Annotated in this window: 21 protein-coding genes; 8 read left to right on the forward strand and 13 right to left on the reverse strand. The window is 70.1% G+C overall.

Annotated features, from left to right (window positions below):
• The first annotated feature begins 298 nt into the window (after positions 1 to 298).
• On the forward strand, positions 299 to 1,558 hold the full coding sequence (locus ACTMTI_RS43435) for an RNA-guided endonuclease InsQ/TnpB family protein (RefSeq protein ID WP_441126664.1): 1,260 nt from the start codon (positions 299 to 301) through the stop codon (positions 1,556 to 1,558).
• A 49-nt stretch (positions 1,559 to 1,607) separates the two neighbouring features.
• On the opposite strand, the gene ACTMTI_RS43440 is transcribed toward ACTMTI_RS43435, so the two are convergent.
• From ACTMTI_RS43440 to ACTMTI_RS43450, 3 genes are read right to left on the reverse strand one after another with little or no spacing between them, the layout of a single operon-like run.
• Positions 1,608 to 3,584 (reverse strand): cytochrome c oxidase assembly protein, encoded by a 1,977-nt coding sequence (locus tag ACTMTI_RS43440; RefSeq protein ID WP_441126665.1) that lies wholly within the window; start codon positions 3,582 to 3,584, stop codon positions 1,608 to 1,610.
• On the reverse strand, positions 3,581 to 4,189 hold the full coding sequence (locus ACTMTI_RS43445) for a copper resistance CopC family protein (protein ID WP_441126666.1): 609 nt from the start codon (positions 4,187 to 4,189) through the stop codon (positions 3,581 to 3,583). Before ACTMTI_RS43445 ends, ACTMTI_RS43440 begins: the two co-directional genes overlap by 4 nt.
• Positions 4,190 to 4,234: 45 nt before the next feature.
• The gene (locus tag ACTMTI_RS43450) at positions 4,235 to 5,518 is read right to left on the reverse strand and encodes a helix-turn-helix domain-containing protein (protein ID WP_441126668.1); all 1,284 of its coding nucleotides are present in this window, start codon (positions 5,516 to 5,518) and stop codon (positions 4,235 to 4,237) included.
• A gap of 1,118 nt (positions 5,519 to 6,636) precedes the next feature.
• On the opposite strand from ACTMTI_RS43450, the gene ACTMTI_RS43455 reads away from it, so the two are divergent.
• The gene (locus ACTMTI_RS43455; protein WP_441126669.1) at positions 6,637 to 7,488 is read left to right on the forward strand and encodes an AfsR/SARP family transcriptional regulator; all 852 of its coding nucleotides are present in this window, start codon (positions 6,637 to 6,639) and stop codon (positions 7,486 to 7,488) included.
• Here the strand turns inward: ACTMTI_RS43455 and ACTMTI_RS43460 are convergent.
• Positions 7,485 to 8,240, reverse strand: a complete 756-nt coding sequence (locus ACTMTI_RS43460) for a hypothetical protein (RefSeq protein WP_441126670.1) — start codon at positions 8,238 to 8,240, stop codon at positions 7,485 to 7,487. The genes ACTMTI_RS43455 and ACTMTI_RS43460 overlap by 4 nt on opposite strands.
• A gap of 312 nt (positions 8,241 to 8,552) precedes the next feature.
• Here ACTMTI_RS43460 and ACTMTI_RS43465 point away from each other — a divergent pair, with 312 nt between their 5' ends.
• Positions 8,553 to 8,681 (forward strand): hypothetical protein, encoded by a 129-nt coding sequence (locus ACTMTI_RS43465; protein ID WP_441126671.1) that lies wholly within the window; start codon positions 8,553 to 8,555, stop codon positions 8,679 to 8,681.
• Positions 8,682 to 8,686: 5 nt separating this feature from the next.
• On the opposite strand, the gene ACTMTI_RS43470 is transcribed toward ACTMTI_RS43465, so the two are convergent.
• On the reverse strand, positions 8,687 to 10,180 hold the full coding sequence (locus ACTMTI_RS43470; protein WP_441126672.1) for a helix-turn-helix domain-containing protein: 1,494 nt from the start codon (positions 10,178 to 10,180) through the stop codon (positions 8,687 to 8,689).
• Between the two features lie 94 nt (positions 10,181 to 10,274).
• On the opposite strand from ACTMTI_RS43470, the gene ACTMTI_RS43475 reads away from it, so the two are divergent.
• Positions 10,275 to 12,467: a xanthine dehydrogenase family protein molybdopterin-binding subunit gene (locus ACTMTI_RS43475; protein ID WP_441126673.1), complete on the forward strand. Its 2,193-nt coding sequence runs from the start codon at positions 10,275 to 10,277 to the stop codon at positions 12,465 to 12,467.
• Positions 12,451 to 12,684 carry an EF-hand domain-containing protein gene (locus ACTMTI_RS43480; RefSeq protein ID WP_441126675.1) on the forward strand — a complete coding sequence of 78 codons (234 nt, stop codon included), beginning with the start codon at positions 12,451 to 12,453 and terminating at the stop codon, positions 12,682 to 12,684. Before ACTMTI_RS43475 ends, ACTMTI_RS43480 begins: the two co-directional genes overlap by 17 nt.
• A gap of 127 nt (positions 12,685 to 12,811) precedes the next feature.
• Here ACTMTI_RS43480 and ACTMTI_RS43485 read toward each other — a convergent pair whose 3' ends face one another.
• Entirely contained in the window at positions 12,812 to 13,747 is a 936-nt protein-coding gene (locus tag ACTMTI_RS43485) for an excalibur calcium-binding domain-containing protein (protein ID WP_441126676.1), read from the reverse strand.
• A gap of 164 nt (positions 13,748 to 13,911) precedes the next feature.
• Between ACTMTI_RS43485 and ald the strand changes: the two genes are divergently transcribed.
• Positions 13,912 to 15,030 carry an alanine dehydrogenase gene (gene ald / locus ACTMTI_RS43490; protein ID WP_441126677.1) on the forward strand — a complete coding sequence of 373 codons (1,119 nt, stop codon included), beginning with the start codon at positions 13,912 to 13,914 and terminating at the stop codon, positions 15,028 to 15,030.
• 42 nt (positions 15,031 to 15,072) lie between these two features.
• Here ald and ACTMTI_RS43495 read toward each other — a convergent pair whose 3' ends face one another.
• Positions 15,073 to 15,780: a DUF3105 domain-containing protein gene (locus ACTMTI_RS43495; protein ID WP_441126678.1), complete on the reverse strand. Its 708-nt coding sequence runs from the start codon at positions 15,778 to 15,780 to the stop codon at positions 15,073 to 15,075.
• A gap of 121 nt (positions 15,781 to 15,901) precedes the next feature.
• Between ACTMTI_RS43495 and ACTMTI_RS43500 the strand changes: the two genes are divergently transcribed.
• Positions 15,902 to 16,534, forward strand: coding sequence for a DUF305 domain-containing protein (locus ACTMTI_RS43500; RefSeq protein WP_441126679.1), 633 nt, complete (start codon positions 15,902 to 15,904; stop codon positions 16,532 to 16,534).
• 13 nt (positions 16,535 to 16,547) lie between these two features.
• Entirely contained in the window at positions 16,548 to 17,969 is a 1,422-nt protein-coding gene (locus tag ACTMTI_RS43505) for a phytoene desaturase family protein (RefSeq protein ID WP_441126680.1), read from the forward strand.
• A 27-nt stretch (positions 17,970 to 17,996) separates the two neighbouring features.
• Here the strand turns inward: ACTMTI_RS43505 and ACTMTI_RS43510 are convergent, their stop codons facing one another.
• The 6 genes from ACTMTI_RS43510 to ACTMTI_RS43535 form a co-directional block, all read right to left on the reverse strand.
• Positions 17,997 to 19,055 carry a threonine aldolase family protein gene (locus ACTMTI_RS43510; RefSeq protein ID WP_441126681.1) on the reverse strand — a complete coding sequence of 353 codons (1,059 nt, stop codon included), beginning with the start codon at positions 19,053 to 19,055 and terminating at the stop codon, positions 17,997 to 17,999.
• Positions 19,052 to 19,681, reverse strand: coding sequence for an SDR family NAD(P)-dependent oxidoreductase (locus ACTMTI_RS43515; protein WP_441126682.1), 630 nt, complete (start codon positions 19,679 to 19,681; stop codon positions 19,052 to 19,054). Before ACTMTI_RS43515 ends, ACTMTI_RS43510 begins: the two co-directional genes overlap by 4 nt.
• On the reverse strand, positions 19,678 to 21,744 hold the full coding sequence (locus ACTMTI_RS43520; RefSeq protein ID WP_441126683.1) for a DUF6421 family protein: 2,067 nt from the start codon (positions 21,742 to 21,744) through the stop codon (positions 19,678 to 19,680). Before ACTMTI_RS43520 ends, ACTMTI_RS43515 begins: the two co-directional genes overlap by 4 nt.
• Positions 21,745 to 21,814: 70 nt before the next feature.
• Positions 21,815 to 22,471: a response regulator gene (locus tag ACTMTI_RS43525; RefSeq protein WP_441126684.1), complete on the reverse strand. Its 657-nt coding sequence runs from the start codon at positions 22,469 to 22,471 to the stop codon at positions 21,815 to 21,817.
• Between the two features lie 69 nt (positions 22,472 to 22,540).
• The gene (locus ACTMTI_RS43530) at positions 22,541 to 24,268 is read right to left on the reverse strand and encodes a serine/threonine protein kinase (RefSeq protein WP_441126685.1); all 1,728 of its coding nucleotides are present in this window, start codon (positions 24,266 to 24,268) and stop codon (positions 22,541 to 22,543) included.
• Positions 24,268 to 25,731 carry a zinc ribbon domain-containing protein gene (locus ACTMTI_RS43535; protein WP_441126686.1) on the reverse strand — a complete coding sequence of 488 codons (1,464 nt, stop codon included), beginning with the start codon at positions 25,729 to 25,731 and terminating at the stop codon, positions 24,268 to 24,270. Before ACTMTI_RS43535 ends, ACTMTI_RS43530 begins: the two co-directional genes overlap by 1 nt.
• Positions 25,732 to 25,789 lie beyond the last annotated feature (58 nt).

The raw sequence follows: 25,789 nt of genomic DNA on the forward strand, positions 1-25,789 counted from the left end.
CGCACATCTCACCTCGAAACGCTCGCTCTCGTGGCTTGATAACCCAAATCAGAATTTCTCAGCAGAGTCCTTCAGCCTGAGGGTGAAGCGAACTCCCTTGCAGAGCGGGGCAATTTGGCCGTCTCATCGCCAAGACGAGGAGCACGTCCGGGCGATCCAAGCCAGATCAAACACAGTTTCTGGTCCGGGGACGCCGGAATGTGATCACGAAACTCAACGAGCGCATGGGGCTACCATGCGGGGCCTACTGCTTCAGAGATTTCTGTAGTCGGACGTGCACGCACAGTATGATGATCGCGTGCAGTTGCGGTACTCCTTTCGAATCGATCCGACGCCCGGCCAGCGGACCCGTCTGGCCAAGGCGTTCGGATGCGCCCGAGTGGTGTTCAACGACGCCCTCGCGCTCCGCAACCACGCCCGCGAGAACGCGCTGCCGTTCGTGACGGACGCCGAATTGTCCCGACAGGTCATTACTCAAGCGAAACGGACGCCGCAGCGCGCCTGGCTTGGCGACGTCTCGGCGGTTGTATTGCAGCAGGCGCTCGCAGATTGCACCACGGCCTTTCGCAATTTCTTCGACTCCATCGCAGGCCGACGCAAGGGCCCAGCGCTGGGCGCGCCCCGTTTCCGCTCTCGCAAAGACGCTCGCCAAGCGATCCGCTTCACCAGGAACGCACGCTTCGCCATCACCCGGGGCAAAAAACTTCGCCTGCCGAAGATCGGAGACATCGCCGTCCGCTGGTCGCGGGAACCGCCAACCGCGCCATCGTCCGTGACGGTAATCAAGGATGCGTCTGGACGGTATTTCGCCAGCTTCGTCGTCGCCGTCAAGCCCGATCCCCTGCCCGAAGTCGAGTTCGAGATCGGCATTGATCTAGGGCTCGGTCACTTCGTCGTCACCTCCGACGGCCGGAAGATCGACTCACCGAAGTTCCTACGCCGAAGGGAGAAGAAACTCAAGCGCCTGAACAAGGCGCTGTCCCGCAAGGAGAAGGGATCGAACAACCGGGCCAAGGTCCGGGTCAAGGTCGCCCGCCAGCATGCCAAGGTTGCGGACGCGCGGCGCGAGTTCCATCACCAACTCTCTACGAAGATCATCCGCGAGAACCAAGCGGTGTATGTGGAGAACCTGGCGGTCAAGGGATTGGCGCGCACCCGGCTGGCGAAGAGCGTGCATGATGCGGGCTGGTCGGCGTTCGCCGGCATGCTGGAGTACAAGGCGAAGCTGTACGGCAGGACCTTTGTCAAGGTCGACCGGTTCTTCCCCTCATCCAAGCTCTGTTCGGCCTGCGGGGCGCTGACCGAGCAGATGCCACTGGCTGTACGGGAATGGACCTGTGGATGCGGGGCGGTCCACGACCGGGACGTGAACGCCGCGATAAACGTGTTGGCCGCCGGGAGGCGGCTGGTCGCCGCTGGACGGAAACCCATGCCTGAGATGGGTGGGAAGCGGAGACTTGAAACGCCTGCGGAGACCGGTAAGACCAAGCCGCCTGTGCGCAAGCGCGGGCGGAGGGGTACGGTCGATGAACCAGGAAGCCACCGAAGTGCCGCATGACACGATGCGGCACAGGCGGGATCCTCGGGCTTCCAGCCTGAGGAGCGCGTCAATCGCCCTTGTCAGCGCGGTTGAGACGGGCGAGATAGGCGTTGTAGGAGTCGAGCTCTGGATCTCCGGCGCCCGCTCGATCGGCCTTGCGGTCGGCGCGCCGCGCCTGCCGGTTGTCGTCCTGATACCACTGCGCGGCGATGGCCAGCAGCACGATGAGCGTCGGGATCTCGCCGAAGCCCCACGCGATGGCCCCTCCGTCCCGCTGCGTCTGCAGCAGCGTGTCCCCCCAGGTGCGGCCGAGCTGCTCGTACCAGCCGGAGGCGATCACCGTGCCCATCATCATGAGCGCGATGCCGAAGAACGCGTGGAACGGCATGGTGACGAAGAGCATCAGCAGCCGCCCGACGTACGGGAGCCGGTTCGGCCCAGGATCGACCCCGATGATCACCCAGAAGAACAGGCACCCGCTGATCAGGAAGTGCAGAGTCATCCAGATGTGCCCGAGATGCTCCTGCATGGCCGACTCGAACAGCGGCGTGAAGTACAGCGCGTACGTCGAGGCGATGAACAGGGAGGTGGCGACGAGGGGATGCGTGGCGACCTTGGTGAAGCGGCTGTGCAGGATCGTCGTGATCCACTCGCGCGGCCCTCTGTCGCCCTTCCTGGCGGCGGGCTTGAGCGCGCGCAGGGCCAGCGTGACGGGGGCGCCGAGGACGAGGAAGATCGGCACGATCATGGAGAGCGTCATGTGCTCGATCATGTGCATGTCGAACATGACCTGGGCGTATCGGGCCAGCCCGCTCTGCGTGGCGAACACCAGCAGCGCCACGCCGATGAACCAGGAGGACGTGCGCCCCCAGGACCAGGCGTCGCCGCGCCGGATGAGCCGGCGCACGCCGAGCGCGTAGAGCCCGCCCAGGACGGCGGCGACCACGGCGAAGAACAGGTCCAGCCACCACAGGCTGAACACGTTCGCGAGCGTGATCTCCGGCGGGAGCGGGTAGCCGAGCAGCTCGAAGGCGCGGTCGGCGGGGACGCTGAACTCGGGCGGCGGCGTGCGCGACAGCGCGACGGCCAGTCCGACGGTGGCGAGCATGAGCAGCGTCTCGCCGCCGGTCAGCCGGGCGAACGCGCGGCGCTCGCCGGCCTGGAGCTGGACCAGCGTGCGCTGCCGGTGCCAGTAGCCGATATAGCCGAGCAGCACGAACGCGACGATCTTGGCCACCGCCAGCACGCCGTATTCGGAGGTCCACAGGTCCGACACCGCGCCCAGCCGGGCGACGAGGCTGAAGATCCCGGACAGCCCGACCCCGGCGTAGCACCACAGCGCCATCTTGGAGAAGCGGGAAGCGGCCACATCCAGCTGCGGCGCCCCGCGCAGGGCGTGCGCGGCCAGCACGACCAGCCCGCCCACCCACAGGGCGAGCGCGAGTAGGTGCAGGGCCACCGCTGAGGTGGCCAGGTCGTGGTTGGGCGAGGAGGAGGTGTGTCCGGTGAGCGGCGCGGGCAGCAGCGTCACCAGGGCGAACGCCAGCAGCCCCGCCGCCGCGCCGGCGGTGAGCGCGCCCCGCGAGAACAGCGCGATCGCCACTCCGAACAGCACCACGAGCGTGAGCGCCACGCCCTGCGTGGTCTGGGTGGCGTAGCTGCTGAGGATGGGGCCGGCGAGAACCTGGGGCACCGTGCGGCCCACGGATTCCGCGGCGCCGAACACGATGGCGAGGAACGCCGCCCCGGCCCACGTCAGCGCCGCCCACGAGGCGGCCTTGACGTAGTGGAGCGCGGAGCGGCCGAGCATGCCCTTGTCGTTGGGCAGCAGCGCGGTGGCCATCAGCAGCAGGCCGACGGTGAGCACGCCCGCCGCGTCCATGAGCAGCTTGGACAGCGGCAGCCCCCACCTGACGACCGCTCCGGAGTCGGGCAGCCCGGGGATGATCCTGGGGAACGCCGTGCCGCTCACGATCATGCCGATGACCAGCGCGGCGACCGCTGCCGCCGTGCCCGCCAGGACGAGCCGCGCCGCCTTGGTCATGGCTTGCGTCTCCTCGCGCTGAGCAGGAAGCCGATGCCGATGCCGATGAGGCCGCCGATGACGATGATGAGCCAGACGGGGAACGTCACGTCCTGCGCGGCCGCCGCCTGGTCGGTGTCCGGCGTCGTCTCAGCCGCCGCAGCGGAGGGGGCAGCGGCCGGTGCGGAGGAAGCGGCGGACCCGGACGGCGCCGGGGACGCCGCGGTGGAATCCGACGGCTCGGGGCTGGGGGACGGTGTCTCCGCGCCCTTCACCGTGAACGGAATCTCGCCCTCGATGGGATGCCCGTCCGACGACACGACCCGGTAGGCGATCGTGTATTTCCCGTCCGCCAGCGGTCCCTTCACCGCCTGCCTCACCACCGCGCCGGCCGTCTCCGGCTTGCCCAGCTCGTAGCGCGTGTCGCCGGGCCCGCGCACGATGACGAACGGCGAGCGGACCTTGGCGGTGAACTCGAGCGTGACCTCGTCCAGGGCCTTGACCTCTGCGCCCTTGGCCGGGGAGCTGCTCTTGAGCGCGTCGTGCGCCAGCGCGGGCGCGGCGGTGCCGAGCACGAGCAGCGCGGCGAGTATCGCGGTGAGAGCCGCGAGCGGGGATGTCTTCATGGCACCCCCAAGGCTACCGACGCCATTGCCCGGTCCGGACCTCCCCTACAGCCCCGCGCAGGCCAGAGCCCGCTGGTAGGCCTCCACGGCCTCGTCCGTCTCGCCCAGCAGCTCCATGGTCTCGGCGGCGGCGTACCAGGTGCCGGCCGCGCGCCGGGAGTCCGGCAGCGAAGCGAGCCGGTCGCGCACAGCCCGCGCGTGCATCCCGGCCTCGGTGAAGTTTCCCAGGGCGCCGTGAGCGCGGCTGAGCAGCAGATCGGCCTCCGCGCCGAGAGCGCGCACGTTGCCCGGCAGGATTTCGTGTCCGGCCTCGACGTGACCGAGGGCCTCGGCGGGCAGGCCCATGACGACCTCGGCTCGGGCCAGCTCGATCTGGCAGCGGGCCAGGTCGACCGAGCTCGCCGAGGTCTGCGCCAGCTCCTCCGCGGCCCGCAACAGGGTGTCGCGGGCGGCCTGCGCGCGATCGGGACGCACCCGCAGGATCAGCGAGCCGAATGCGGTCCGCATTCGGGCGAGGTTGCGCGGATGACCGCTCTCGGACTGCACCGCCAGCGCACGCTCGGCGAACGCGAGCGCCTCCTCACCGTGCCCGGCGGACTGTGCGACCAGCGCGGCGTTCCAGCAGGCGGCGACGGTCGATCTGGGCGTGCCCAGCGTGTCGGCTGCGTTGAGCAGCTCGGCGGCGAACTGGCTGGCCCGGAGCATGTCGCCGCGCCAGAGGTAGGCCGCCAGCAGCGTGGCGCCCAACTCGACGAGGAGATCTGTCCAGGCGGGACGAGTGCTGCCCCGCAGAATCCCCTCGCCGACCTCGACCGCTTCCGTGAGCCTCTCGCTGTCCCGGTAGACCCGGCAGAGGGCGATGGCTAGCTCGACCACGCGTTCGTCCGTGGTCTCCTCGTTCCGCAGCCGGGTGAGAAGGGAGATCGCCTCGTCAAGGTCGCCGGCCGCCTCCGTGGCCAGTGCCAGCCCGAATTCCGTATCTTGACGAAGCTTGGTGAGACCTGTCAGGTTGTTGTCCGTCAGTAGCTCAGCGAAGCGGGTCCGGGCCTCGGAGACCTCTCCGTTCTCTAGGGCAAGCCGCGCGTAGCCCAGCGCCAGTTCGATGTCTTCCATCTGCTCGGCCGTGACACCGTTGACCAGATAGGAGAGCGAACAGTCAAGCTTCTGAGCCAGCAGCTCCAGCACCGCCGGAGTCGGGGTCCGCTTGCCGCTCTCGATCAGAGAGACGTAGCTGTCCGACAACTCCGGATGCGCCAACTGCGCCTGGGACAGACCTCGCTGCCGCCTCACTGTCTTGATACGGAGTCCGACCATGTCAGATGTGGTCACCGCTACCGCTCCCTGAGATGATTACGTCCGAGCACCACGAATAGGCGAGGGAGAGACCCCATGCGCACCCGCACTGCCCTGTCCGTACTTTTTGCCGTGATCACGGCCCTTGTGACCGTTGGAGGTAATGCTACGGCCGCAAGTGCTGAACCGTCTCTACAGATAGCAGCGGATGTTTCTCCTTGTTGCTGATCATCTCTCGACAAGGGAACGCATAGCCTGATCCTTGGGCGGCATTCGCCGATCTCGGACGCGCTTCGGCGGAGTTCCTCAGTGCGCTCATCGAAGCCGACACGGTCCGTCATGCTCAACAGGTTCCTCGCGGTAGCTCCTCCACTCGCCGGATCCGGTGGCGGACCATGTTCACGTGAGCTGGAGCCGCTCCACGCAAACGTTCCACGACCCCGCGCAGTCCAGGAAGATCCCCAGGTCCGACTGATGGCGGCGGTCAGCTCGTGCAGGTCGTCGGCCTGGCAGGCAGCCAGCAGGTCGGCAGGGACGTGGCCTCGCCACGCCGACGCCGAGCACGGCGGCCCCGGCCGGGAACCTGTCCGAGTTCTCAGGCGCGTGCCGCCACATCAGCCCGGTCAGCACCGGCTCGCCACCGGGGCGGATGGCCCCCTATGCCTCGCGGATACTTCACTGTACGCGGGCCATCTACATTCGATCTACAGCGGCCGGAAACATTCTTTACTGAGCGGCGGTTCCGATTACGCTGCCTTTTGATGCGGATCTAGGGCGAATCCCGTGGATCATTTAGCCGGGTCACGGAGCCAGATCCTGATCGAGGCGACGTCGATGGTGCCCTGGTAGATGCGCGCGATTGTCGGTACGCAGGGCCACCGCACAGTAGCCCCTCAGCTTGTTGACGCATCGCTCGGCGGTGTTGCGCTCCTTGTACCGCTCGGCATCGAAGCCGGGCGGGCGCCCGCCCCTGCGGCTGCTGGCCGGGACCCCGGCTGGCTATGTCTTATCCCGGCAGGCCGAGCAGGTGGATGCGTTGCTGTTCGCCGAGCAGATCGGCGAGGCTCGCCAGGCGCGGCGCGACGGGGACGACCCGTCGGCCGTGCCGGCGCGGCGCGGCCGGCGGATATCGGCTGCACCTCAACGAGCGCCAGGTGGATTCCCTCAACTTCGCGGAACATCTCGCCGCGGCTCGTCAAGCGGAGCAGGACGGCGACCTCGACCTCGCGTTACGCAGGCTTCACGAGGCTCTCGCATTGTGGCGCGGCCCGGCGTTGAGCGGTGTGCCCGGGCCCTTCGCGGAGGCTGAACGCGCCCGTCTGGAGGAGCTCCGTCTGACGGCCGCGAAGGCGCGAGCCAACGCGCTGGTACGGCTCGGCCGTCCGCAGGACGCGCTTGCCGAGCTCCAGGACCTGACACGCCGTCATCCCCTCAGAGAGCGCTTCAGCGAACTGCTCATGCCGGCCCTCTTCGAATGCGGCCGCCAGGCAGAGGCGCTCCAGGTCTTCGAGGAGGCCCGTCGTCTCCTGGCCGAGGAATTCGGCGCGGACCCGGGCGACGGCCTACGCCGCGCTCACCAGCTGGTCCTGCGCGGCCGCGACGGCCGAGCGGTTCAGGATCCGGCGCCGCCCCGGCAGCTGCCCCGCGATCTCATAGGTTTCGTCGGCCGGGCGTCAGAGCTCATCCGCCTGAAATCCCTGCTGGATCCGTCGGACGACGAGCACCCACATCCGTTCGTGGCGATCTCCGGGCCCCCGGGCATCGGCAAGCTCGGCCACGTCGGCGTCGGCCAGCCCGGCCACGATGAGCTGCTCGGCCCAGGCGGCGCTCGACCCTGCGGCCATTTACAGAACCAGCCCTCGTCGACGAATCGGACCGGAAAACGACGAATTCACGCCGGGATTCAGGATCAGAGAGGGCGAACGCGGCCTGATGCGGCACTACCGCTTCAGCATTGCGGAGTACGTCGACGGCCTCCTGCACGCTACTCCCCACCACGCTCCTAGGACCGAGGTTCCGACCCCGGACCATCGTCAAAAAGGTCGTCGATGTGCGTGGCTTCGAGAGCGCGCCGCAGCCAGACCTCCAGGAGGGCAGGGTCGGTGCAAGTGGTGATCCGCTGCTGCCGGTCGGGGGGAACGTCGATGCCGCGGAAGCGGAGAACGGCGAGCACAGAGGCCGCCTCTCCTGCGGCACGACCTTCTTCCCGGCCTTCTTCCCGGCCTGCGGCTTGGCCCTTGCGGTACAGGTTCTGGGCCCAGGGGCTGTGCTCGGGGATGTAGATCGTCACGGTCTCCTCCAGAAGCCGGCGGGCCTGCGGCGCGGCCATGTCGATAGTGTAACCAAACAGCGACGCCGCGTCGTCGTCTGGCAAGTCGGTGAGGAGCTTGATGAATGCCTCTGCGACCTTCGGCAGGTGGCCGTGCGCCATCACCGACAGCGCCGCCGTCAGCAGGTCCGCGGCCATCTGATTCGGGTCGGTCAGGACGGGGATGCGGTCGGGCCCGACGATCACGGGGTGCATGATGATGGTCAGGCAGCCGCTGTGGATCTCCACCGGCGTGGTGAAGTGCCCCGCGCCGGGATCGGGTGTGATGAAGATGACGTAGACCGGTTTGCGGGTCTCCAGCCGGAGCATTTCGGCTGCCTCGACGGTCTGCCGCAACTTCTGCTCGGACATTTCGGTCTCGACCTCGACGATGGCGGAAAACCATCGGTCCTGGAGCGGGCCGCCGAACACGACCGTGTCGGCATGCATCTCCCTGGAGATGCGGTCCCGCAGGTCTCCCGGCCCCACCCACAACGGACCGCCGGTCGGCAAGTCGATCCCGCCGACCTCGCGGAGCAGGCGTATCGGCAGGTCGAGATGGTCGCGGATGAGCCGGGTGAGGGCGTCGCGCCGAGGGGAGGGCATGCACGTAACGTTACCATTCGATTACGCATCCGCATGTCTTTCGGCGAACAGCCCGGATGCCGGGTTCGCGATCAGACCGGAAAGCAATGACGTCCACAGACGCTCGACAGCGGGGCCGCTTTCGGCCGCGGTCCTTCCATTGAATGCGGCGGATCGGTGAACCTGGAGGACCGGCGATGCACCTCGGACGTCGTCGCCGCGCTCGCCGACGATGCGCGCTATGACGGCAACGACGAGGTCGGCCACAAAGTTTGGGCCAGGATCCACACCGGTGTCGAACTGTAACGCGGTTACCGCGGCAGGCCCGTGTCCCGGAGGGCCAGGAAGAAGTCCACGCGGTCCGCCATGGTGGACAGGTCTCTGCCGGTCAGCTCCTCGACCCTGCGGATGCGGTAGCGGACGGTGTTGACGTGCACGTGGAGCTGCTCGGCGCAGGAGTTCCACGAGCCCGCGCAGTCCAGGAAGACGCCCAGCGTACGCACCAGCTCGGACTGGTGCCTGCGGTCGTAGTCGAGCAGCGGTGACAGCAGCCGGGCCGCGAACGAGCGGCGCACGTCGCCCGGCACCGTGGCCAGCAGCAGCGCGTGCGTGTAGATCTCGTCGCTCGTCACCACGCCGCCGCCGCGTGCCTCCGCCAGGCGGCGGGCGTGACCCGACTCCTCCACGCCGCCCCTGACGGCGGCGGCGCCCGTCAGGGCGCCGCTCACGCCGATGCAGACCCGGGCGTCCGGCAGCGCCGCCAGGACCTCGGCTGCCGTGCGAAGCCGGGCGGCCAGGTCGGCAGTGCTCGTGCCGCGCAACGGGACCAGGGCCAGCGCGGCGTCCGCGCCCACCGCCGCCACCACCTCGCGGCCCAGCAGTTCCTCGACCACCTGACCGCCCAGCGTGGCGGGGTCGGGCCCACGCGTGGCGCCCGGCCTGGGCGTGGTCGCGTTGACGATCGCGTACGGCTCCGCCGCGTCGATCCCGCACGTCCGCAGCCTGGCGTTGAGGTCGGCCACGTCGGTCTCGGCCAGCGCGGCCATGATGAGCTGCTCGGCCAGGCGGCGCTCGACCCTGCGGCCTTCCTCCATGCGGCTGCGTTCGAGCCCGACGCAGGCGGCCAGCTCGTAGCCGAGGTCGGCCCGGCTGATCAGGTCGCCGTCGCAGGCCAGGATCCAGCCCGCGGCCCGGTGCCCGCGCCCGACCGCGAAGATCGTGCTGCCTGCGACGCAGGCGGGCAGCCTCGGAGCCGTCAGGTACGCCTTCGCCAGACGTACGGGATCGTCGACCGTGCCCACGATGACCTCGCCCGCCGCCGACAGGACCGCTCCGGTGACGCCCAGCTCGGCGGCGGTCAGCTCGAACAGCTCGCGCAGGTCGACGCCCTCGGCGATGGCGGCGACCAGCCTGCGGTGGCGGCCGAGCGCGTCGCGCACGTCGCCGGACAGGCGGGGCGCGACCACCTCGGTCAGCGTGCGGAAGGAGACCTCGGTCGGCACCTCGACCAGCGGCAGGCCGGCGGCCTGGCAGGCGGCCACCAGATCGCCGGGGACATGGCCCAGCCAGGCCGCGCCGGCCCCGAGCGCGGCGACCCCGGCCTCGGCCAGCGCGGCTACGAACCCGGCCGAGTCCTCCGGCGCGTGCCGCCACATCAGCCCGGTCAGCACCAGCTCGCCGCCGGACAGGTAGCGTCCCGGCTCCGGCAGGTCGGTGATGTGGACGGTGCTGAACTCGCGATCCGGGTCGCCGGTGAGCAGCGTCAGGCCCAGATCGTCGATGGCCAGCAGGTCAATGATGCGCACTTGGAGGAATATACAAGGCCGCCAGGTCAAGCGCTGACCGGGATTTCATGTGACGCGCATAGGACGGAACGGGCGGCGGTGCTCTACTCGGAGAATGACGGAGACGGCGTACACGACCCTGCACGGCGTCGGCGAGAGCGCCAGACGCCCTGACGCGGCGCTGAAGGTGACCGGCGAGTTCGCCTACGCCTCCGATCTGTGGATCGACGGCATGGTGTGGGGGGCGACGCTCCGCAGCCCGCATCCGTCAGCGTGGATCCGCTCCATCGACGTGGGCGCGGCGCTGAAGATCCCGGGCGTGCGGGCCGTGCTGACGCACGAGGACGTGCCGGGCGAGAAGTTCTACGGTCTGGAGCACAAGGACCAGCCGGTGCTGGCCATCGACCAGGTTCGCTACCAGGGCGAGCCGGTGGCGCTGGTGGCGGCGGACCATCCGGAGACGGCCCGCAGGGCGGCCGCGGCGATCGAGGTCGAGTACGAGGTCCGCCAGGCCGTCACCGACCCACGCCTGTCGCGGGAGATCGTCCGGCACCAGCCGGTGCGCGTGGGCGATACGTTCGAGGCCGAGGTCGTCGTCACCGGCGAGTACGAGGTCGGCATGCAGGACCAGGCCTTCCTCGGCCCGGAGTCCGGCCTCGCCGTCCCGGCCGACGACGGCGGTGTGGACCTCTACATCGCCACCCAGTGGCTGCACGTGGACCGCGACCAGCTCGCCCCCTGCCTCGGCCTGCCTCCGGACAAGGTACGCCTGACGCTGTCCGGCGTTGGCGGCGCGTTCGGCGCCCGCGAGGACCTGTCCATGCAGGTGCACGCCTGCATGCTGGCCCTGCGCCTGAACCGCCCGGTCAAGATGGTCTACGGGCGCGAGGAGTCGTTCTTCGGGCACGTGCACCGCCACCCGGCCTGGATGCGATACGAGCACGGCGCCACCCGCGACGGCAAGCTCGTCTACGTCAAGGCCGAGATCCTGCTGGACGGCGGCGCGTACTGCTCCTCCTCCCCCGCCGTGGTCGGCAACGCGGCATCGCTGGGCGTGGGCCCGTACGAGGTGCCGAACGTGCGGGTGGAGGCCACCGGCGTCTACACCAGCAACCCGCCGTGCGGCGCGATGCGCGGCTTCGGCGCGGTGCAGGCCTGTTACGCCTACGAGTCGCAGATGGACCGGCTGGCCGAGGCGTGCGGGCTGTCGCCGGTGGAGATCCGCGTGCGCAACGCCGTCTCGCAGGGCTCGCGGCTCATCACGGGGCAGCTGATCGACTCTCCGGCGCCGCTCGCCGGCATGCTGCGCGAGCTGGAGGCCATGCCGCTGCCCGGCGGCGCGCCCGGGCGGGACCTGCGGGAGCTGCCCGGGGGCGTCTCCCAGACCACGCACGGCGAGTCGGTGCGCCGCGGCGTCGGGTACGGCGTCGGCATCAAGAACATCTGCTTCTCCGAAGGCTACGACGACTACTCCACCGCCAGGGTGCGGGCCGAGCTGGTGGGCGGCGAGCCGCATGTCACCGTGCACACCGCCGCCGCCGAGGTGGGCCAGGGCCTGGTGACGCTCCAGGCCCAGATCGCCCGCACCGAGCTGGGCATCGCGAACGTCACGGTGGCCACGGCCGACACCTCGGTCGGCTCGGCGGGCTCGTCGTCGGCCTCGCGGCAGTCGTACGTGACCGGCGGCGCGGTGAAGGCGGCCTGCGAGGCCGTGCGCGAGCGGTTCAAGGGGCTGCCGGCGCGGGAGGCGCTGGCGCGGTTCGGGCCGATCGAGGAGACCCGCGAATACCGGCACCGGCCGACGTACCCGCTGGATCCGCGGACCGGGCAGGGCGACTCGCACACGCAGCTCGCGCTGTGCGTGCATCGGGCGGTCGTCGACGTGGACGTCGAGCTGGGCCTGGTCAAGGTGGTGGAGCTGGCGGCGGTGCAGGACGTGGGCCGGATCATGAACCCGCAGGCGCTCGAGGGCCAGATCCACGGCGGCTCCGCGCAGGGACTCGGGCTGGCGCTGATGGAGGAGATCCAGATACGCGACGGCAAGGTGCTGAACCCGTCGTTCACCGACTACCTCATCCCCACCATCCTCGACATGCCGCCCATGCAGCTGAAAATCCTGGAAAACCCCGACCCTGCCGCCCCGTACGGGCTGCGTGGCGCGGGCGAGCCGCCGACGCTCTCCTCCACGCCCGCCATCGCGGCGGCGGTACGCGCGGCCACCGGGCTCCGGTTGACGCGCGTTCCGATTAGGCCGGAAGATATCGCCTTGTTCGACGACAAGGGGGTATCCGATGGCAAGCGCACATGAGGCGGCCGAGGCGGAGTTCAGGCGCTTCGACACCGACGGCGACGGCCTGCTGACCGCGGCCGAGATCCGCCAGGCCAACGAGGCGCTGGGCGGGCAGGGCGCGTCCGAGAGCGAGGTCGAGGCGTTCATCAAGGCCGCCGACCGCGACGGCGACGGCACGATCGGGCTGGAGGAGTTCGTCGGCCTCGTGGGCCACGGGCGGCACGAGAAGGCGTGATCTCGTCCCCCGCCGGGTGAGCCCGGCATTCCCCTGATCATCGAGGGAGTGGCGGGCTCGACCGGTTCTTCGAGCCGACCGGGCGGGGGACCACCGTCGGCCGCGAGGTGCGTGGCGGGCCGTTCGGTCAGCGAATGTCGGCGCTGTTGCAGGCCACGCCGTTTTTGTCGACGTCGACGTACCAGAAGTATTCCTCGTGCGTGCCCTTGGAGTAGGGGCCGTCGCCGGCCGCCACGGCCTCCTTGCAGCTGGCGTAGCGGCGGTCGGTGGCGCGCCCGCCGTTCGTCGCGGGATTGGTCGCGCCCGTCGCTCCGGGAGAGGTGCCGGTCGTGCCCGGGGTAGTGGTCGGCGCGCCCGGAGTGGTGCCCGTGCCCGGAGTGGTGGTCGGCGCGCCCGGGGTCGTGCCCGTGCCCGTGTCCGGTGGAGTGGCCGGCTGCGAGGGCGACGTTCCGGTGTCGGCCGGGGTGGAGGGGGCACCGAGCAGGCGGGTCACCAGCGTGTCGGCGTCCTCCTTGGTGAACCCGGCGATGCTCATGCTGTCGCCGTCCAGCGGCTCGGTGACGATGGGCGCGGCCAGCACGGTCTTGGGCTGGTCGGGCTGCTCGGGTGCCAGCACGATCGCCACCGCCCGCTGGTCAGGCACCATCTCATCGATGAGCTGGACCATCCGCTCCTTGAACGCCGGCGCGATCGCGAGGCGCACGGAGTATTGGCCGTCCTTCTCGCGGACCGCCTCGATCCGCTGGACGGCGCCGACCGTGACGCCGTCCTCCAGCAGGTAGCAGGTGCTCTGGTCCTCGTCTAGCACGGCCTGCTGGCCGGGGCACGGCGCGGGCTTGGTCTCCCTGACGGGGGCGAAGTGGATCGGCACGGCCAGCCGCTGCGGCGGCGTGGCGCCTAAGAGCGGCGTGTCGGGGTTGCGCGTCATCAGGACGGCGACCGTGCCGAGCACGCCTGCGGCCAGCACCACGAGGACGAGCGAGACGATCAACACGATGGTGGTGAGTCTGCTCGCCTTCGGCTCCCCCGGATCCGCGGGCGGCGGCACTTCCGGCTTGTCCATCGATGACGATCCCATCCTGACGTTCGGGCTGCGGGTGAGCCTATCGAGGACCGGGCGCACCGGGGTAATCAGCCGCCGAATTCACACTCAACCTTGAGGCAAGAGGAAGAATGGAGACAGGACCGCATATTTCCGGGAGTTTTCTCGCGAACGAGAGTGGCGCCATGAAAGTCGGAGTTCCTCGCGAGGTCAAGAACAGCGAATATCGAGTGGCCCTGACCCCGGCCGGGGCGCACGAGCTGGTGCGCCACGGCCACCAGGTCTACGTCGAGCGGGACGCGGGCACCGGATCCTCGATCCCCGACGCCGACTTCACCGCCGCGGGCGCGGTCATCGTCCCGGGAGCCGACGAGGTCTGGGCCGCCGGCGAGCTGATCATGAAGGTCAAGGAGCCGATGCCGGAGGAGTACCACCGGCTGCGCAAGGGGCAGGTGCTGTTCACATACCTCCATCTGGCCGCCTCCAGGGACTGTACGCAGGCGCTGCTCGACTCCGGGTGCACGGCGATCGCGTACGAGACCGTGCAGACCCCGGACGGCGCGCTGCCGCTGCTGGCGCCCATGTCGGAGGTGGCGGGGCGGCTGGCGCCGCAGGTGGGCGCGTACCATCTGATGCGCTCCGCGGGCGGCAGGGGCGTGCTGATGGGCGGCGTCTCCGGGGTGCGCGCCGCGCACGTCGTGGTCATCGGGGCCGGCGTGTCCGGCATGAACGCCGCCGCCATCGCCCTCGGAATGCAGGCCGAGGTGATGCTGCTGGACAAGAACATCGACAAGCTGCGCCAGGCCGACCTGATCTACCAGGGGCACTGCCAGACGGTCGCCTCGAACATGCTCGAGATCGAGCGCGCGGTCACGGAGGCGGACCTGGTCATCGGCGCGGTGCTGGTGCCCGGCGCCAAGGCGCCGACGCTGGTGAGCCACGACCTGGTCGGCCGGATGAAGCCGGGCTCGGTCCTGGTCGACGTCTCGATCGACCAGGGCGGCTGCTTCGAGGACTCCCGCCCGACCACGCATGAGGCGCCCACCTACCGGGTGTACGACTCGATCTTCTACTGCGTGGCCAACATGCCCGGCGCCGTGCCGCACACCTCGACGTTCGCGCTGACGAACGTCACGCTCCCGTACGCGCTGGCCATCGCCGATCTCGGCTGGCGGCGCGCCATGCGTGAGGACCGGGCGCTGGCGCTGGGCCTGAGCACGCACGAGGGCCACCTGACCAGCCGCCCCGTGGCCGACGCGCACGGGCTGCAGTGGGCGTCTCCCGAGGACGTACTGGGGTCATAGCGGGCAAGGCCCGGGTCCCCGTGGGACCCGGGCCTTGGCGCACTACTGGGACTGGGTGGGCGACGGGGCGAGGGTCTCCGCCGGCGCCTGCTGCTGGCCCGTCGGCTCGGGCGGCAGCGGAGCCTGGTCCGCCGTGGTGTCGACGGCGTCAGGGCCGCCGCACGTGGCGCCGGGCTCGGGGGTGCCGGGGCCGTTCTGGTAGCGCTTGATGAACGCCCCCAGCTTCGGGTCCTCGGGGTTGGTCAGCTTGAGCTGGTGCCCCCACGACGACACGACCACCGGCGCGGGCAGGTTGGGATACGGGCTCACCAGCATGTATTCCTGCTGGCCCGTCGACGTCGCCACTTCCTTCAGCTTGTCGACCTGCGCCTTGGGCAGATCGGGCCGGTAGGTGATCCACACGGCGCCGTGCTCCATCGAGTGCACGGCGTGCTCGCTGTGGATGGGCTTGTCGTAGATCGCGCACGCCTGCCAGTAGTTGTTGTGCTCGCCGCCGACCGGCGGGGTCTCCTTGTAGGTGACCGAGTTCCACACGTGCTGGCCGGCGTCGTACTTGTAATTGGCCACGGCGTCCAGCGAGGTCTGCTGGGCCTGCCTGACCAGGTAGAAGCCCACCACGCCGACGAGCACCACGATGATCAGCCCGCCCGTTCCCCACATGAGCAGCGCGGCGCGCCGTTGTTTGCGCTGCTGGTCGGCCCGCATCTTCTGCAGATGCTCGCGCCTCAGCTGCGCCTTCTCCTTCGTCATCGTTCCTCCATCGGCGTACCAACTCCGGTCACCTTATGCCCTCCGGCCGTATGTGGAGAATAAGCCGCTTATAAGCGTCCGATCACGGGCTCCTCGCGCGGGTGGGTACGCTGGACGGGCTATGGAAAAGCCCGTCAGGAATCCCCTTTTCATCGCGTGCGGCGTGCTGGTGCTCGTCGTGGCCGCGTTCTTCTTGTTCGGTCGCATGGGCACGCCTGGCGATTCCTCCCCCGAGGCCGGGTTCGCCCGCGACATGGCCGCGCACCACGCGCAGGCCGTCGACATGTCGTTCACGATCAGGGACAAGGGACCGGCACAGGAGATCAGAAACCTCGCCTTCGACATCATCTACACCCAGGCCAACCAGCGCGGCATGTTCCTCGGCTGGTTGCAGCAGTGGGGGCTCGATCAGGCGGGCGACCAGCGGCCGATGGCGTGGATGAGCGGCCACGGGCACGGCGGTTCCACTGCCGCGTCCGGCACCATGCCCGGCATGGCCACGCCGCAGGAGCTGGCCAAGCTCAAGGAGGCGCAGGGCACGCAGGCCGAGGTGCTGTTCCTGCAGCTGATGATCCGCCATCACGAGGGCGGCGTGCAGATGGCCGAGGGCGTGCTCAAGCTGTCCACGCGCAGCGAGGTGGTCAGCATGGCCAACAAGATCGTCCAAGGGCAGAGCGGCGAGATCAAGCTCATGACGGAGCTGCTCAAGCAGCGCGGCGCGCAGCCGTACCCATCGATATTGAAGCCTGAGTGATGAGCGTGGATCGATGAGCGCTGACGCCGTCGTCGTGGGCTCGGGGCCCAATGGGCTCGTCGCCGCCGTCACGCTGGCCCGCGCGGGGCGCAGGGTGCTGCTGCTGGAGCAGGCCGAGCGGTTCGGCGGCGGGCTCCGCTCGGCCGAGGTGACGCTGCCCGGGCGGGTGCACGATCTGGGCGCGACCGTGATGGCGATGGCGCTGGCGTCCCCGGCGTTCCGCTCGCCGGCGCTCAAAGGGGTCGAGTTCGCCCATCCGGCCGTACCCGCCGCCCATCCGCTGGACGACCGCCCGGCGGTGCTCGTCCACCGCGATCCGCGCCGCACCGCCGAAGGGCTGGGGCGGGACGCGCGCGCGTGGCTGGCCACCGCCGGTGCAACCGCCAGGGCCGGGCTTCCGCTGGTGGAGCTGCTGCTCCAGCCGCTGGGGCCGTGGGAGGTGCCGCTGCGGGTGTTCCCGCAGGCCGTTCGGTTCGGGCTCGCGGGCGCGCTGCCCGCGACGACGTTCGCGCGGCGCGTGTTCCGCACCGTGGAGGGCCGGGCGCTGTTCGCCGGCATGGCCGCGCACTCCATGCTCGACCTGCGCTCTCCCCTCAGCGCCGGGTACGGCCTGATGCTGGCCTCCCTCGCCCACCTGGTGGGCTGGCCGCTGGTGCGAGGCGGGTCGCAGGTGCTGGCCGACGCCCTGGTGGCCGAGCTCAGGTCCCTGGGCGGCGAGGCGGTCGCCGGGCACCGCGTCCGCCGGCTGGCGGAGCTGGACGCGCCGATCGTGGTGCTCGACGTGACGCCTCGGCAGTTCCTGGCGATGGCCGAGCTGCCCGCGGGCTACCGCAGGCGGCTCCAGCGCTTCCGGTACGGTCCCGGGGCGTTCAAGCTGGACTGGGCGCTGGACGGGCCGGTGCCGTGGCGGGATCCGGCGGTGGCCGACGCGGGCACGGTGCATCTGGGCGGGACGCTGGAGGAGATCGCGCTCAGCGAGGCGGAGATGGCCGCCGGGCGCCATTCTCCGCGCCCCTACGTGCTGGCGGTGCAGCCGTACGCGGCCGACCCGACCAGGGGCGGGCACACGCTGTGGGCGTACTGCCACGTCCCCAACGGCTCCCGGGTGGACATGACGGACGCCATCGAGACCCAGATCGAGCGGTACGCCCCGGGCTTCCGGGACCGCGTCCTGGCCCGGCACGCGATGGGCCCGGCGGAGCTGGAGGCGGACAACCCGAACCTGGTCGGTGGCGACATCGGGGGCGGTCTGTCCAGCCTCGCCCAGTTCGTTCGGCGCCCGGTCTGGTCCCCGGCCCCGTGGCGCACGCCTCTGCCCGGCGTCTTCCTGTGCTCGGCCTCGACCCCGCCGGGGGCCGGGGCGCACGGGATGGGCGGCTGGCAGGCGGCCCGCCTGGCCCTCCGCCCCGAGGGCCGCCGAGCCCCCAAGCCCTGACGCGTTCCGGCCGGGACGAGCGGGGCGTCAGCCGCCGGCCGCGGTCATCTCCTCGGCGACGGCGGCGGCGAAGGCGTCCACATCCGCCTGCGTCGTATCGAACGCGCACATCCACCGCACCTCCCCCGTCGCCTCGTTCCAGGTGTAGAAGCGGAACCGCTTCTGCAGCCGCTCGGTGACGTCCCTGGGCAGAACGGCGAAAACGGCGTTGGCCTCGACCGGGCGCGGCAGCTCGACCCCGGGGATGTCGCGGACGGCCGTCGCCAGCCGCTGCCCCATGGCGTTGGCCTGGCGCGCGTTCCGCAGCCACAGGTCACCCGACAGCAACGCCTCGAACTGCGCCGACACGAAGCGCATCTTCGACGACAGCTGCATGAAGGTCTTGCGGATGTAGTCGATCCCGGTGGCGGCGCCGGGGTTGAGGACGACGACGGCCTCCCCGTACAGGAGCCCGATCTTGGTGCCGCCGAACGAGAGCACGTCCACGCCGGCGTCCGTGGTCAGCGCCCGCAGAGGCACGTCCAGTGCGGCCGCGGCGTTCGTCAGGCGGGCGCCGTCGAGGTGGACGAGCAGCCCGAGCTCGTGGGCGTGTGCGCAGATCGCCGCGACCTCGTCGGGCGTGTAGAGGGTGCCCAGCTCGGTGGTGTTCGAGATGGACACCACCCGCGGCTGGGCGCGGTGCACGTCGCCGAAGCCCCACGCCTGGCGGTCGATCAGCTCGGGCGTGAGCTTGCCGTCCGGCGTGGGCACGGTCAGCAGCTTGATGCCGCCCGTGACCTCGGGCGCGCCGCCCTCATCGGTGTTGATGTGGGCCGTCTCGGCGCAGATGACCGCCTCCCAGTGGGCGGTCATGGCGCGCAGCGAGACGACGTTCGCGGCCGTGCCGTTGAACACCGGCCACGCCTGCGCCTGCGTCCCGAAGTGCCGCTGGAAGACCTCCTGCAGCGCCTCGGTGTAGGTGTCGTCGCCGTAGGCGATCTGGTGGCCGCCGTTGGCGGTCGCGATGGCCTGGAGTATCTCGGGGTGCACGCCGGCGTAGTTGTCGCTGGCGAACGTCTTGAGCTGGGGGTCGTGCCGGGGAATCAAGAAGTGAGGTCCAATCGGGTGCCGTTGATCTCGGCGGCGGGGCGGTCGTAGAGGCCGCCGATCGCCGCCGCGAGGTCGTTGACGTCGGTGTAGCCGGGGAAGCGGGCGTCCGGCTTGGCGGCCCGCATGGCGTCGTTCACCAGGGCTTTCACCACGAGGATGGTGGCCGCGCTGCCGGTGCCGTCGAGGGCGTCGGCCAGTGCGCGGGTCCACGCCTCCGCCGCCGCCTTCGCGGCCGCGTAGACGGCGGCGCCGGCGGTCGGCCGCTCGGCGGCCTTGGCGGAGACGATCACGAAGCGGCCGTTGCCGCTGCGGCGCAGCAGCGGTTCGAAGGCCAGCGTCACGTGCTGGAGCGTGCGGATCAACAGGTCGTGCAGGACGTCCCAGTCTTCAAGGCTGGTCTCGGCGAACGTGCTCGACCCGCGCCACCCGCCGACCAGATGCACCACGCCGTCCACCCGGCCGTGCTCATCGTCGATCCGCTGCGCCAGCCGCTGTACGGCCGCGCGGTCGAGCAGATCGACGTCGTCCTTGTCGACACCGATCACGGTGTGACCTTGTTTCCGGAAATATCCGGAAACCGCCTCGCCTGTGGGCCCTCCGGCCCCGGTAACCAGAATGATCATGCGCGGAGCCCCTTAGTCGATTCGACCACCTCGGTCAGCTTACGGCGCAGCGCCTCGTAGAACATGCTCAGCGGGAACTCGTCCGGCAGCACCGCGTCCACCTTGGCCTTCTGCTCCTCGGGCAGCGCCTGGACCCCCTTCGCCCAGGTGGAGGCGGGGTGCGCCGCCACATAGGCGCTGACGAGCTCGTACGCCGCCAGCCAGTGCCCCAGCTTGGACCTGTCGATGCTGTCGCGATAGAGCTTCTCGACCTCGCCCCGCAGGTCGGCCACCCCATCCGCGACCCGCTCCCAGTCGATCGACAGCCGGTTGTCCGTCCACCGCACGACGTCGTTGCGGTGCAGGTAGGCGAAGAGCAGCTGCCCGCCGAGCCCGTCGTAGTTGCGGACCCGGTCACCGCTGATCGGGAACCTGAACAGCCGGTCGAACAGGATCGCGGTCTGCACGTACCTCGCCTGCGGCACTCCCCGCCGCTCCAGCTCCACGGCCTCCCCGAACGCGGTCAGGTCGCAGCGCAGCTCCTCCAGCGAGTACAGCCAGTACGGCATCCGCTGCTTGATCATGAACGGGTCGAACGGCAGGTCGCCATGGCTGTGCGTGCGATCGTGGATCAGATCCCACAGCACGAACGTGTCCTGTGCGAGCTGCTGCGACTCCAGCAGCCTGGCGGCGTCGGGCGGCAGGTCGAGCTTGAGCGTGCCGGCCGCGGCCGCGGCCACCCGCCGGAACCTGGCGGCCTCACGGTCGGCGAAGATGCCGCCCCAGGTGAAGCGGGCGGGCGCCTGCCGCACCGCGACCGTCTCGGGGAACAGCACGGCCGAGTGGGTGTCGTAGCCGGAGGTGAAGTCCTCGAACGCGATCGGCACGAACATCGGGTTGTCGTACCCGCCGGCCTCCAGCCGCGCCAGCCAGTCCGGCCAGATCGTCCTGATCCAGACGGCTTCGAGGTTGCGGTCGGGGTTGCCGTTCTGGGTGTACATGGGGAACACCACGAGGTGTTCCAGCCCGTCCTCGCGCTGGGTGTCGGGATGGAAGAGGTCGAGGGAGTCGAGGAAGTCCGGCACACCGAGGCCCTGTTCGCGCCAGGTGGCGAGGTCGTGCCGGACGGCCTGGAGGTACGCGGCGTCGTGCGGGAAATACGGCGAGATCTCGCCCACCCGCTCGGCGATCTCGCTCACCAGCGCCGCGGCCCGCTCCTTGTCCTCCGGACGCACCGAGCCGTCCTTGACCTGGAGCGGCCTGAGCTCCTCGACGGCCGCCTTGAGCCGGGCGAACAGGGCGGCCTTGGCCTCGTCGCGCGTGGCGCCCGCCGCGTCGCCGGAGGGGACGCGGGCGGCCCAGGTGATCACGTTGCCCCAGAGCCCGCGGTGGTCGTAGTCCTCGATGGAGTCGTCGCCGAACAGGTCGGAGTCGGCGAACACGACGACCCGGCCCCGGCCGTGCCGTACGGCGACCGCCAGCGGCGCGCCCGCGGGGTCGGCGTCGGCCGAGGTCGCGAACAGCACGGTGGCCTCGGGGGCGGCGGTCAGGAACCCGGTGCGGTAGAAGCAGGCGGTCCTGACGCCCGCCAGCAGCCCGTCCTTGGTGGCGGGCGCGGTCAGCACCCAGGTGGCCACGCCCCGGTGCGCGTGCTTCGGATCGCGCACGGTGGCGTGCTCCACCCCGACCCCGAACCGCCCGAGCAGCTCACGCAGGTTGTTGCCGTACTTGTCCTGCTCCTCCTCGGCCAGCACCACCAGCCCGCCGCCGGCGGCGACGTAGGACTCGACGGCGTCCAGCTCGGCGGCGGAGAAGACCGGGCTGCCCTCGCCGGTGGTCCGCTCCCACCGCTCCCCCGACGGGTGCGCGATCACCAGGACGTCCTGCTCGGCCAGCACCTCGGGTGCGAGCGCGCCGGAGGTGTGGACGGTGACCGTGTGCCCCAGGTGCCGCAGCAGCCCGGCCGCCCGCGCGTAGCTGTTGTCGTCGGGGTGGGCGGGGTTGATGGCCTCGGCCACCTCCCGCCGGACGGTCCACGACTCGCTGTGAGCCTCGTCGAACAGCACCCGGGGGAACGCTTGCATGAAATATCTCCTGTATCTACCGCCTTATGCAGGAAAATATACACACAGATAGGGCGCGTCCACCAAACCCTCAGGCGGCACCCGGCCGGACGACGCCGGATTCGTACGCGAACACCACGGCCTGGGCCCGGTCGCGCAGGTTCAGCTTCATCAGCACCCGCGCCACGTGCGTCTTGACCGTCGCCTCCCCCACGTACAGCTCCCGGGCGATCTCCGCATTGGTGAGACCACGGGCGAGCAACCGCAGCACCTCCAGCTCGCGCGGCGTCAGCTCGGCCAGCCTGGGCGAGGGCGCCGGGTCGGCGCGGCCGGCGAAGGTGGCGATCACCCGGCTCGTCACGGCCGGGTCGAGCAGCGCGTCACCGGCGTGCACCACCCTGATCGCCTCCAGCAGTTGCTCGGGCGGCGACACCTTCAGCAGGAAGCCGCTGGTGCCGGCGCGCAGCGCGGCGTAGAGGTTCTCGTCGGTGTCGAACGTGGTCAGCGTGATGACCTTCGGCGGCGACGGCTCGTCGAGCAGTTCCCTGGCCGCCGAGAGCCCGTCGAGCCTGGGCATCGAGATGTCCATGAGGACGATGTCCGGCCGGGTGCGCCGGGCCACGGCGACGGCCTCGCGCCCGTCGGCGGCCTCGCCCACCACTTCCATGCCAGGGTCGCTGTCGACGACCATGCGCAGCCCTGCCCTGACCATCGCCTGATCGTCTGCGATGACTATGCGAATGCCCACACGCGGAGGTTAGACGCCCGGCGCCCGTCTTGAACACCCAGGTCAAGCCGGACACAAGTCAGCTACAAGTCACGACACGTGGACGCTCTGCCTGATGCGTGCCTGGGTGGCGTCGTCGCAGGTGGCCTTGGCGCAGAAGTACATCACGAGCATGGTCTTGGGCCGGCGGTCGATCACGTAGCTGACGAAGCCCAGTCTGGTGCCGGTCGCCGGGTCGCGCAGCGAGCCGTCGAAGCGGGTCGCGGGACGGTTGCCGGCCTGGTCCTGCACGGGCTTGGCGACGTCGACCTCGCCGGGGAGCAGGACCTCCATCTTGGCCTTCATCTGCTCGGAGTCGCCGCCCGGGTCGAGGGTGTCGGAGGTCTGCACGTACACGCCGGAGGCGCTCTCGGGGTCGTCGGCGACGATCTGCAAGACCGCCGACCAGTCGGCGCCGGGGCCGGCCACGAACAGGGACTCGAACTCGGCGGCGTGCGGTGAGGCCACCGCGAACAGGTCGCGGTGGGTGCGTACCGTCCAGTCGCCCGGATATTCGAACGTGAGCGGGGCGGCGGCGCTGGTCTGGTAGCGGGACCAGGTGTCGCCGCGGTGGTTCATGATGATCATGGCGACCAGCGCGAGCGCCGCCACGGCGGCGACCAGCGTGGCGGCCACGATCGGGACGCGGCCGGGGCGCTTGCGCTGCCCGGAGGGATGCGTGGGCGGCGCGGGCGCCCTGAGCGACCCGCCGGCCGGAGGTTGCGCGGACGCGGACGCCGGGTGAGGCCCGGAGTGCGGGCCGGAATGGGGCCCGGAGTGCGGGCCGGAAGGAGATCCAGAGGGCAGGCCGGAGTCGGGGCCCGTTCCGGGCACGGGGTGGGGTCCGGAGTGCGGGCTGGTGCCGGGCCGGGGCACGAGACCGGCCCCGCCGGCCACGCCGAGCGCGTCGTACGGCTGCCCGCCGAGCGCACCCGGCTGCAGCCCGCCGATGGCGTCGCGCAGCGCGGTGACGAACTCGGCGCAGGTCGCGTAGCGCTGCTCGGGCGACTTGGCCAGGCCGCGCGCCATCACGGCGTCGATCTGCGGCGGCAGCTCGGGCCTGAGCTGCGACAGCGGCGCGGGCTGCTCGGCCAGGTGTGCCCACAGCAGCGCGATGTCGTTCTCGCGCTGGAACGGCAGCCGCCCCGACAGCGCTTCGTAGACGACGCAGGCCAGCGCGTACTGGTCGCACCGGCCGTCGATGTGCTCCTTGTTGATCTGCTCGGGCGACATGTAGCGGGGCGTGCCGATGAACTGGTCGGTCTGGGTCAGCCCGGAGATCGAGGAGCGGTGCTTGGTGATGCCGAAGTCGGTCAGGTAGACGTGGTTGCCGGCCAGCAGGATGTTGGCCGGTTTCACGTCGCGGTGGATCAGGTCGTGCGCGTGGGCGGCGTCGAGCGCGGCGGCCACCTGGGCGAAGATCTGGTTGGCCTGGTCGATGGGCAGGGGTCCCCGGTCGTAGATGAGGCGGCGCAGGTCGAGGCCGTCGACGTAGCGCATGGCGATGTAGAGGACGCCGTCGGCGTCGGCGTTGGCCTCGTAGATCGGGATGATGTTGGGGTGCTCGATGCTGGCGACCGTCCTGGACTCCAGGATGAACCGCTGCCTGAACCGGTCGTCGACGCTGAGCACCGGGTTGAGGATCTTCAGCGCCACGCGGCGGCTCAGCCTCGGATCGAGCGCCAGGTAGACGACGGCCATGCCGCCCTTGCCGACGATGTCCTCGATGTAATAGCCGGCCACCTCCTGGCCGACGAGGGATCTTTCGTTCAATTGCATCACGTCTCGATGGGGTGGCCGCAGTAGCCGCAGAAGCGATGCGCGGCCCCGAGCCTCATGCCGCACGAGGTGCAGTATTTGATCGCCGGATCGGGCGCCGTCATCACCTGCTGTTGTTGCGGGACCGCTTGGAACGACTGGGACCGCCGCACGACCACGGTCTGGTTGGCACCGTCGTCGAGCGGTGGGCCGGCCGTCAGCGGCTGTGGCAGTTGTGTCGATAGATCAGGAGTGCGGCGACGCCACAGCAAATACGCCCCGCCGCCGGCGGCCAGGAAGAGTATCGCAGCGGCGACGATGAACGGCCACAGCGGCGTGGACCGGGCCGGCGCGGTCGCCGCCCGCTTGGTGCCCTGGTCCTCCGGCCCGCCCCGTTTGGCCAGCGAGGTCTTCAGCAGACCCGCGGCCACCACGTTGCCGGGATAGAGCTCCAGCACGCGCTGGAAGCCCGGCGCGGCCTCGGTGTAGTACTTCGTGTGGTAGCGGGTCAGCGCCGCCTCGAACGCCGTGTCGATCGCGCCCCTGCGCGGCGAGACCTTGGCCTGGGACAGGATGCCGGTGATCTCCCTGACCCCGATCATCTTGCCTTCCTTGCCGCCGCCGACGAGCAGGCCGATGACGTGCCCGTCCTTGTCGCCGATCACCGGCGCGCCCGCCATGCCCTTGTCGGCCAAGGCGCCCAGCTTGACCGGCTCGTCCACCTTCTTCTCCGGGTCGGCGAACGGCCTGCCGCCCTCTCCGGCCGCGCCGCCCTTGCTCAGGTGGGCGATCTGGACGGTGTGCTGGACGTTCGGCCCCGGCCTGCCGAGGAGGCCCGCGATGCTGGTGGGTGAGCCCTCCTGCTCGGGGACCTTGTCGGCGAGCGGCGCGGTGGGCATGCCGACACCGCCGGCGACCGGAGTCACCGGCACCAGCACGGCCGGGCTGTCAGGCGTGGGACCCGCCTTGATGCACTTGACCTTGAATCCGTCGGCACTGGGCGGCGAGACGTTGGGGAAGGCCGTGAGGTCGGTGGTCACGTTGATGATGCAGGTGGCGGTGTCGCTCTTGGGCGGGTAGCACGCCTGCAGGTGGCGGTTGAGCTGGTCGTCGGAGAGCTTGTGCTTCTTGTAGTCGACGGGGAGTTTCACCTTGTGGTGCTCGGCGAAGACCTTGTTGGCCGCGTAGATCGCGACGTCGTTGTCGTTCACCGCGAAACGCCGCAACCCGACGATCGTCCCGTCGGGGTTGACCACGGTGCCCGTGCCCGACCCGAACGGGATGTCGTAGGACCGCTCCACATGTTTGATCTCGCCGATGTGGTCCAGGAGTGTGATCTCGACGTGGGACACGGCCTCCACGCGCACCACGGCGGGCGTCACCAGGTCGGTGATTCCGCTCGGGTGCTCGTGGGCCGCGACCGGCAGCGAGACAAGGATCAGTGCCGCCGCGACACCACCGGCGAGAGCTGTGAGGCGCGCCATCTCCGCTCCAAAATGCAGGAATAGGACAAGGGTCCCAATCAGATGCCGTAAGTCAATA

Source organism: Nonomuraea sp. H19 (genome assembly GCF_052068215.1).
Classification (GTDB): domain Bacteria; phylum Actinomycetota; class Actinomycetes; order Streptosporangiales; family Streptosporangiaceae; genus Nonomuraea.

Coding starts and splice junctions, on each gene's coding strand:
- ACTMTI_RS43485 (WP_441126676.1), bottom strand. CDS start 13,747: ATGGACAAGCCGGAAGTGCCGCCGCCCGCGGATCCGGGGGAGCCGAAG.
- ACTMTI_RS43505 (WP_441126680.1), top strand. CDS start 16,548: ATGAGCGCTGACGCCGTCGTCGTGGGCTCGGGGCCCAATGGGCTCGTC.
- ACTMTI_RS43520 (WP_441126683.1), bottom strand. CDS start 21,744: ATGCAAGCGTTCCCCCGGGTGCTGTTCGACGAGGCTCACAGCGAGTCG.
- ACTMTI_RS43535 (WP_441126686.1), bottom strand. CDS start 25,731: ATGGCGCGCCTCACAGCTCTCGCCGGTGGTGTCGCGGCGGCACTGATC.
- ald (WP_441126677.1), top strand. CDS start 13,912: ATGAAAGTCGGAGTTCCTCGCGAGGTCAAGAACAGCGAATATCGAGTG.
- ACTMTI_RS43475 (WP_441126673.1), top strand. CDS start 10,275: ATGACGGAGACGGCGTACACGACCCTGCACGGCGTCGGCGAGAGCGCC.
- ACTMTI_RS43530 (WP_441126685.1), bottom strand. CDS start 24,268: ATGCAATTGAACGAAAGATCCCTCGTCGGCCAGGAGGTGGCCGGCTAT.
- ACTMTI_RS43460 (WP_441126670.1), bottom strand. CDS start 8,240: ATGCATGCCGACACGGTCGTGTTCGGCGGCCCGCTCCAGGACCGATGG.
- ACTMTI_RS43445 (WP_441126666.1), bottom strand. CDS start 4,189: ATGAAGACATCCCCGCTCGCGGCTCTCACCGCGATACTCGCCGCGCTG.
- ACTMTI_RS43515 (WP_441126682.1), bottom strand. CDS start 19,681: ATGATCATTCTGGTTACCGGGGCCGGAGGGCCCACAGGCGAGGCGGTT.
- ACTMTI_RS43500 (WP_441126679.1), top strand. CDS start 15,902: ATGGAAAAGCCCGTCAGGAATCCCCTTTTCATCGCGTGCGGCGTGCTG.
- ACTMTI_RS43480 (WP_441126675.1), top strand. CDS start 12,451: ATGGCAAGCGCACATGAGGCGGCCGAGGCGGAGTTCAGGCGCTTCGAC.
- ACTMTI_RS43495 (WP_441126678.1), bottom strand. CDS start 15,780: ATGACGAAGGAGAAGGCGCAGCTGAGGCGCGAGCATCTGCAGAAGATG.
- ACTMTI_RS43440 (WP_441126665.1), bottom strand. CDS start 3,584: ATGACCAAGGCGGCGCGGCTCGTCCTGGCGGGCACGGCGGCAGCGGTC.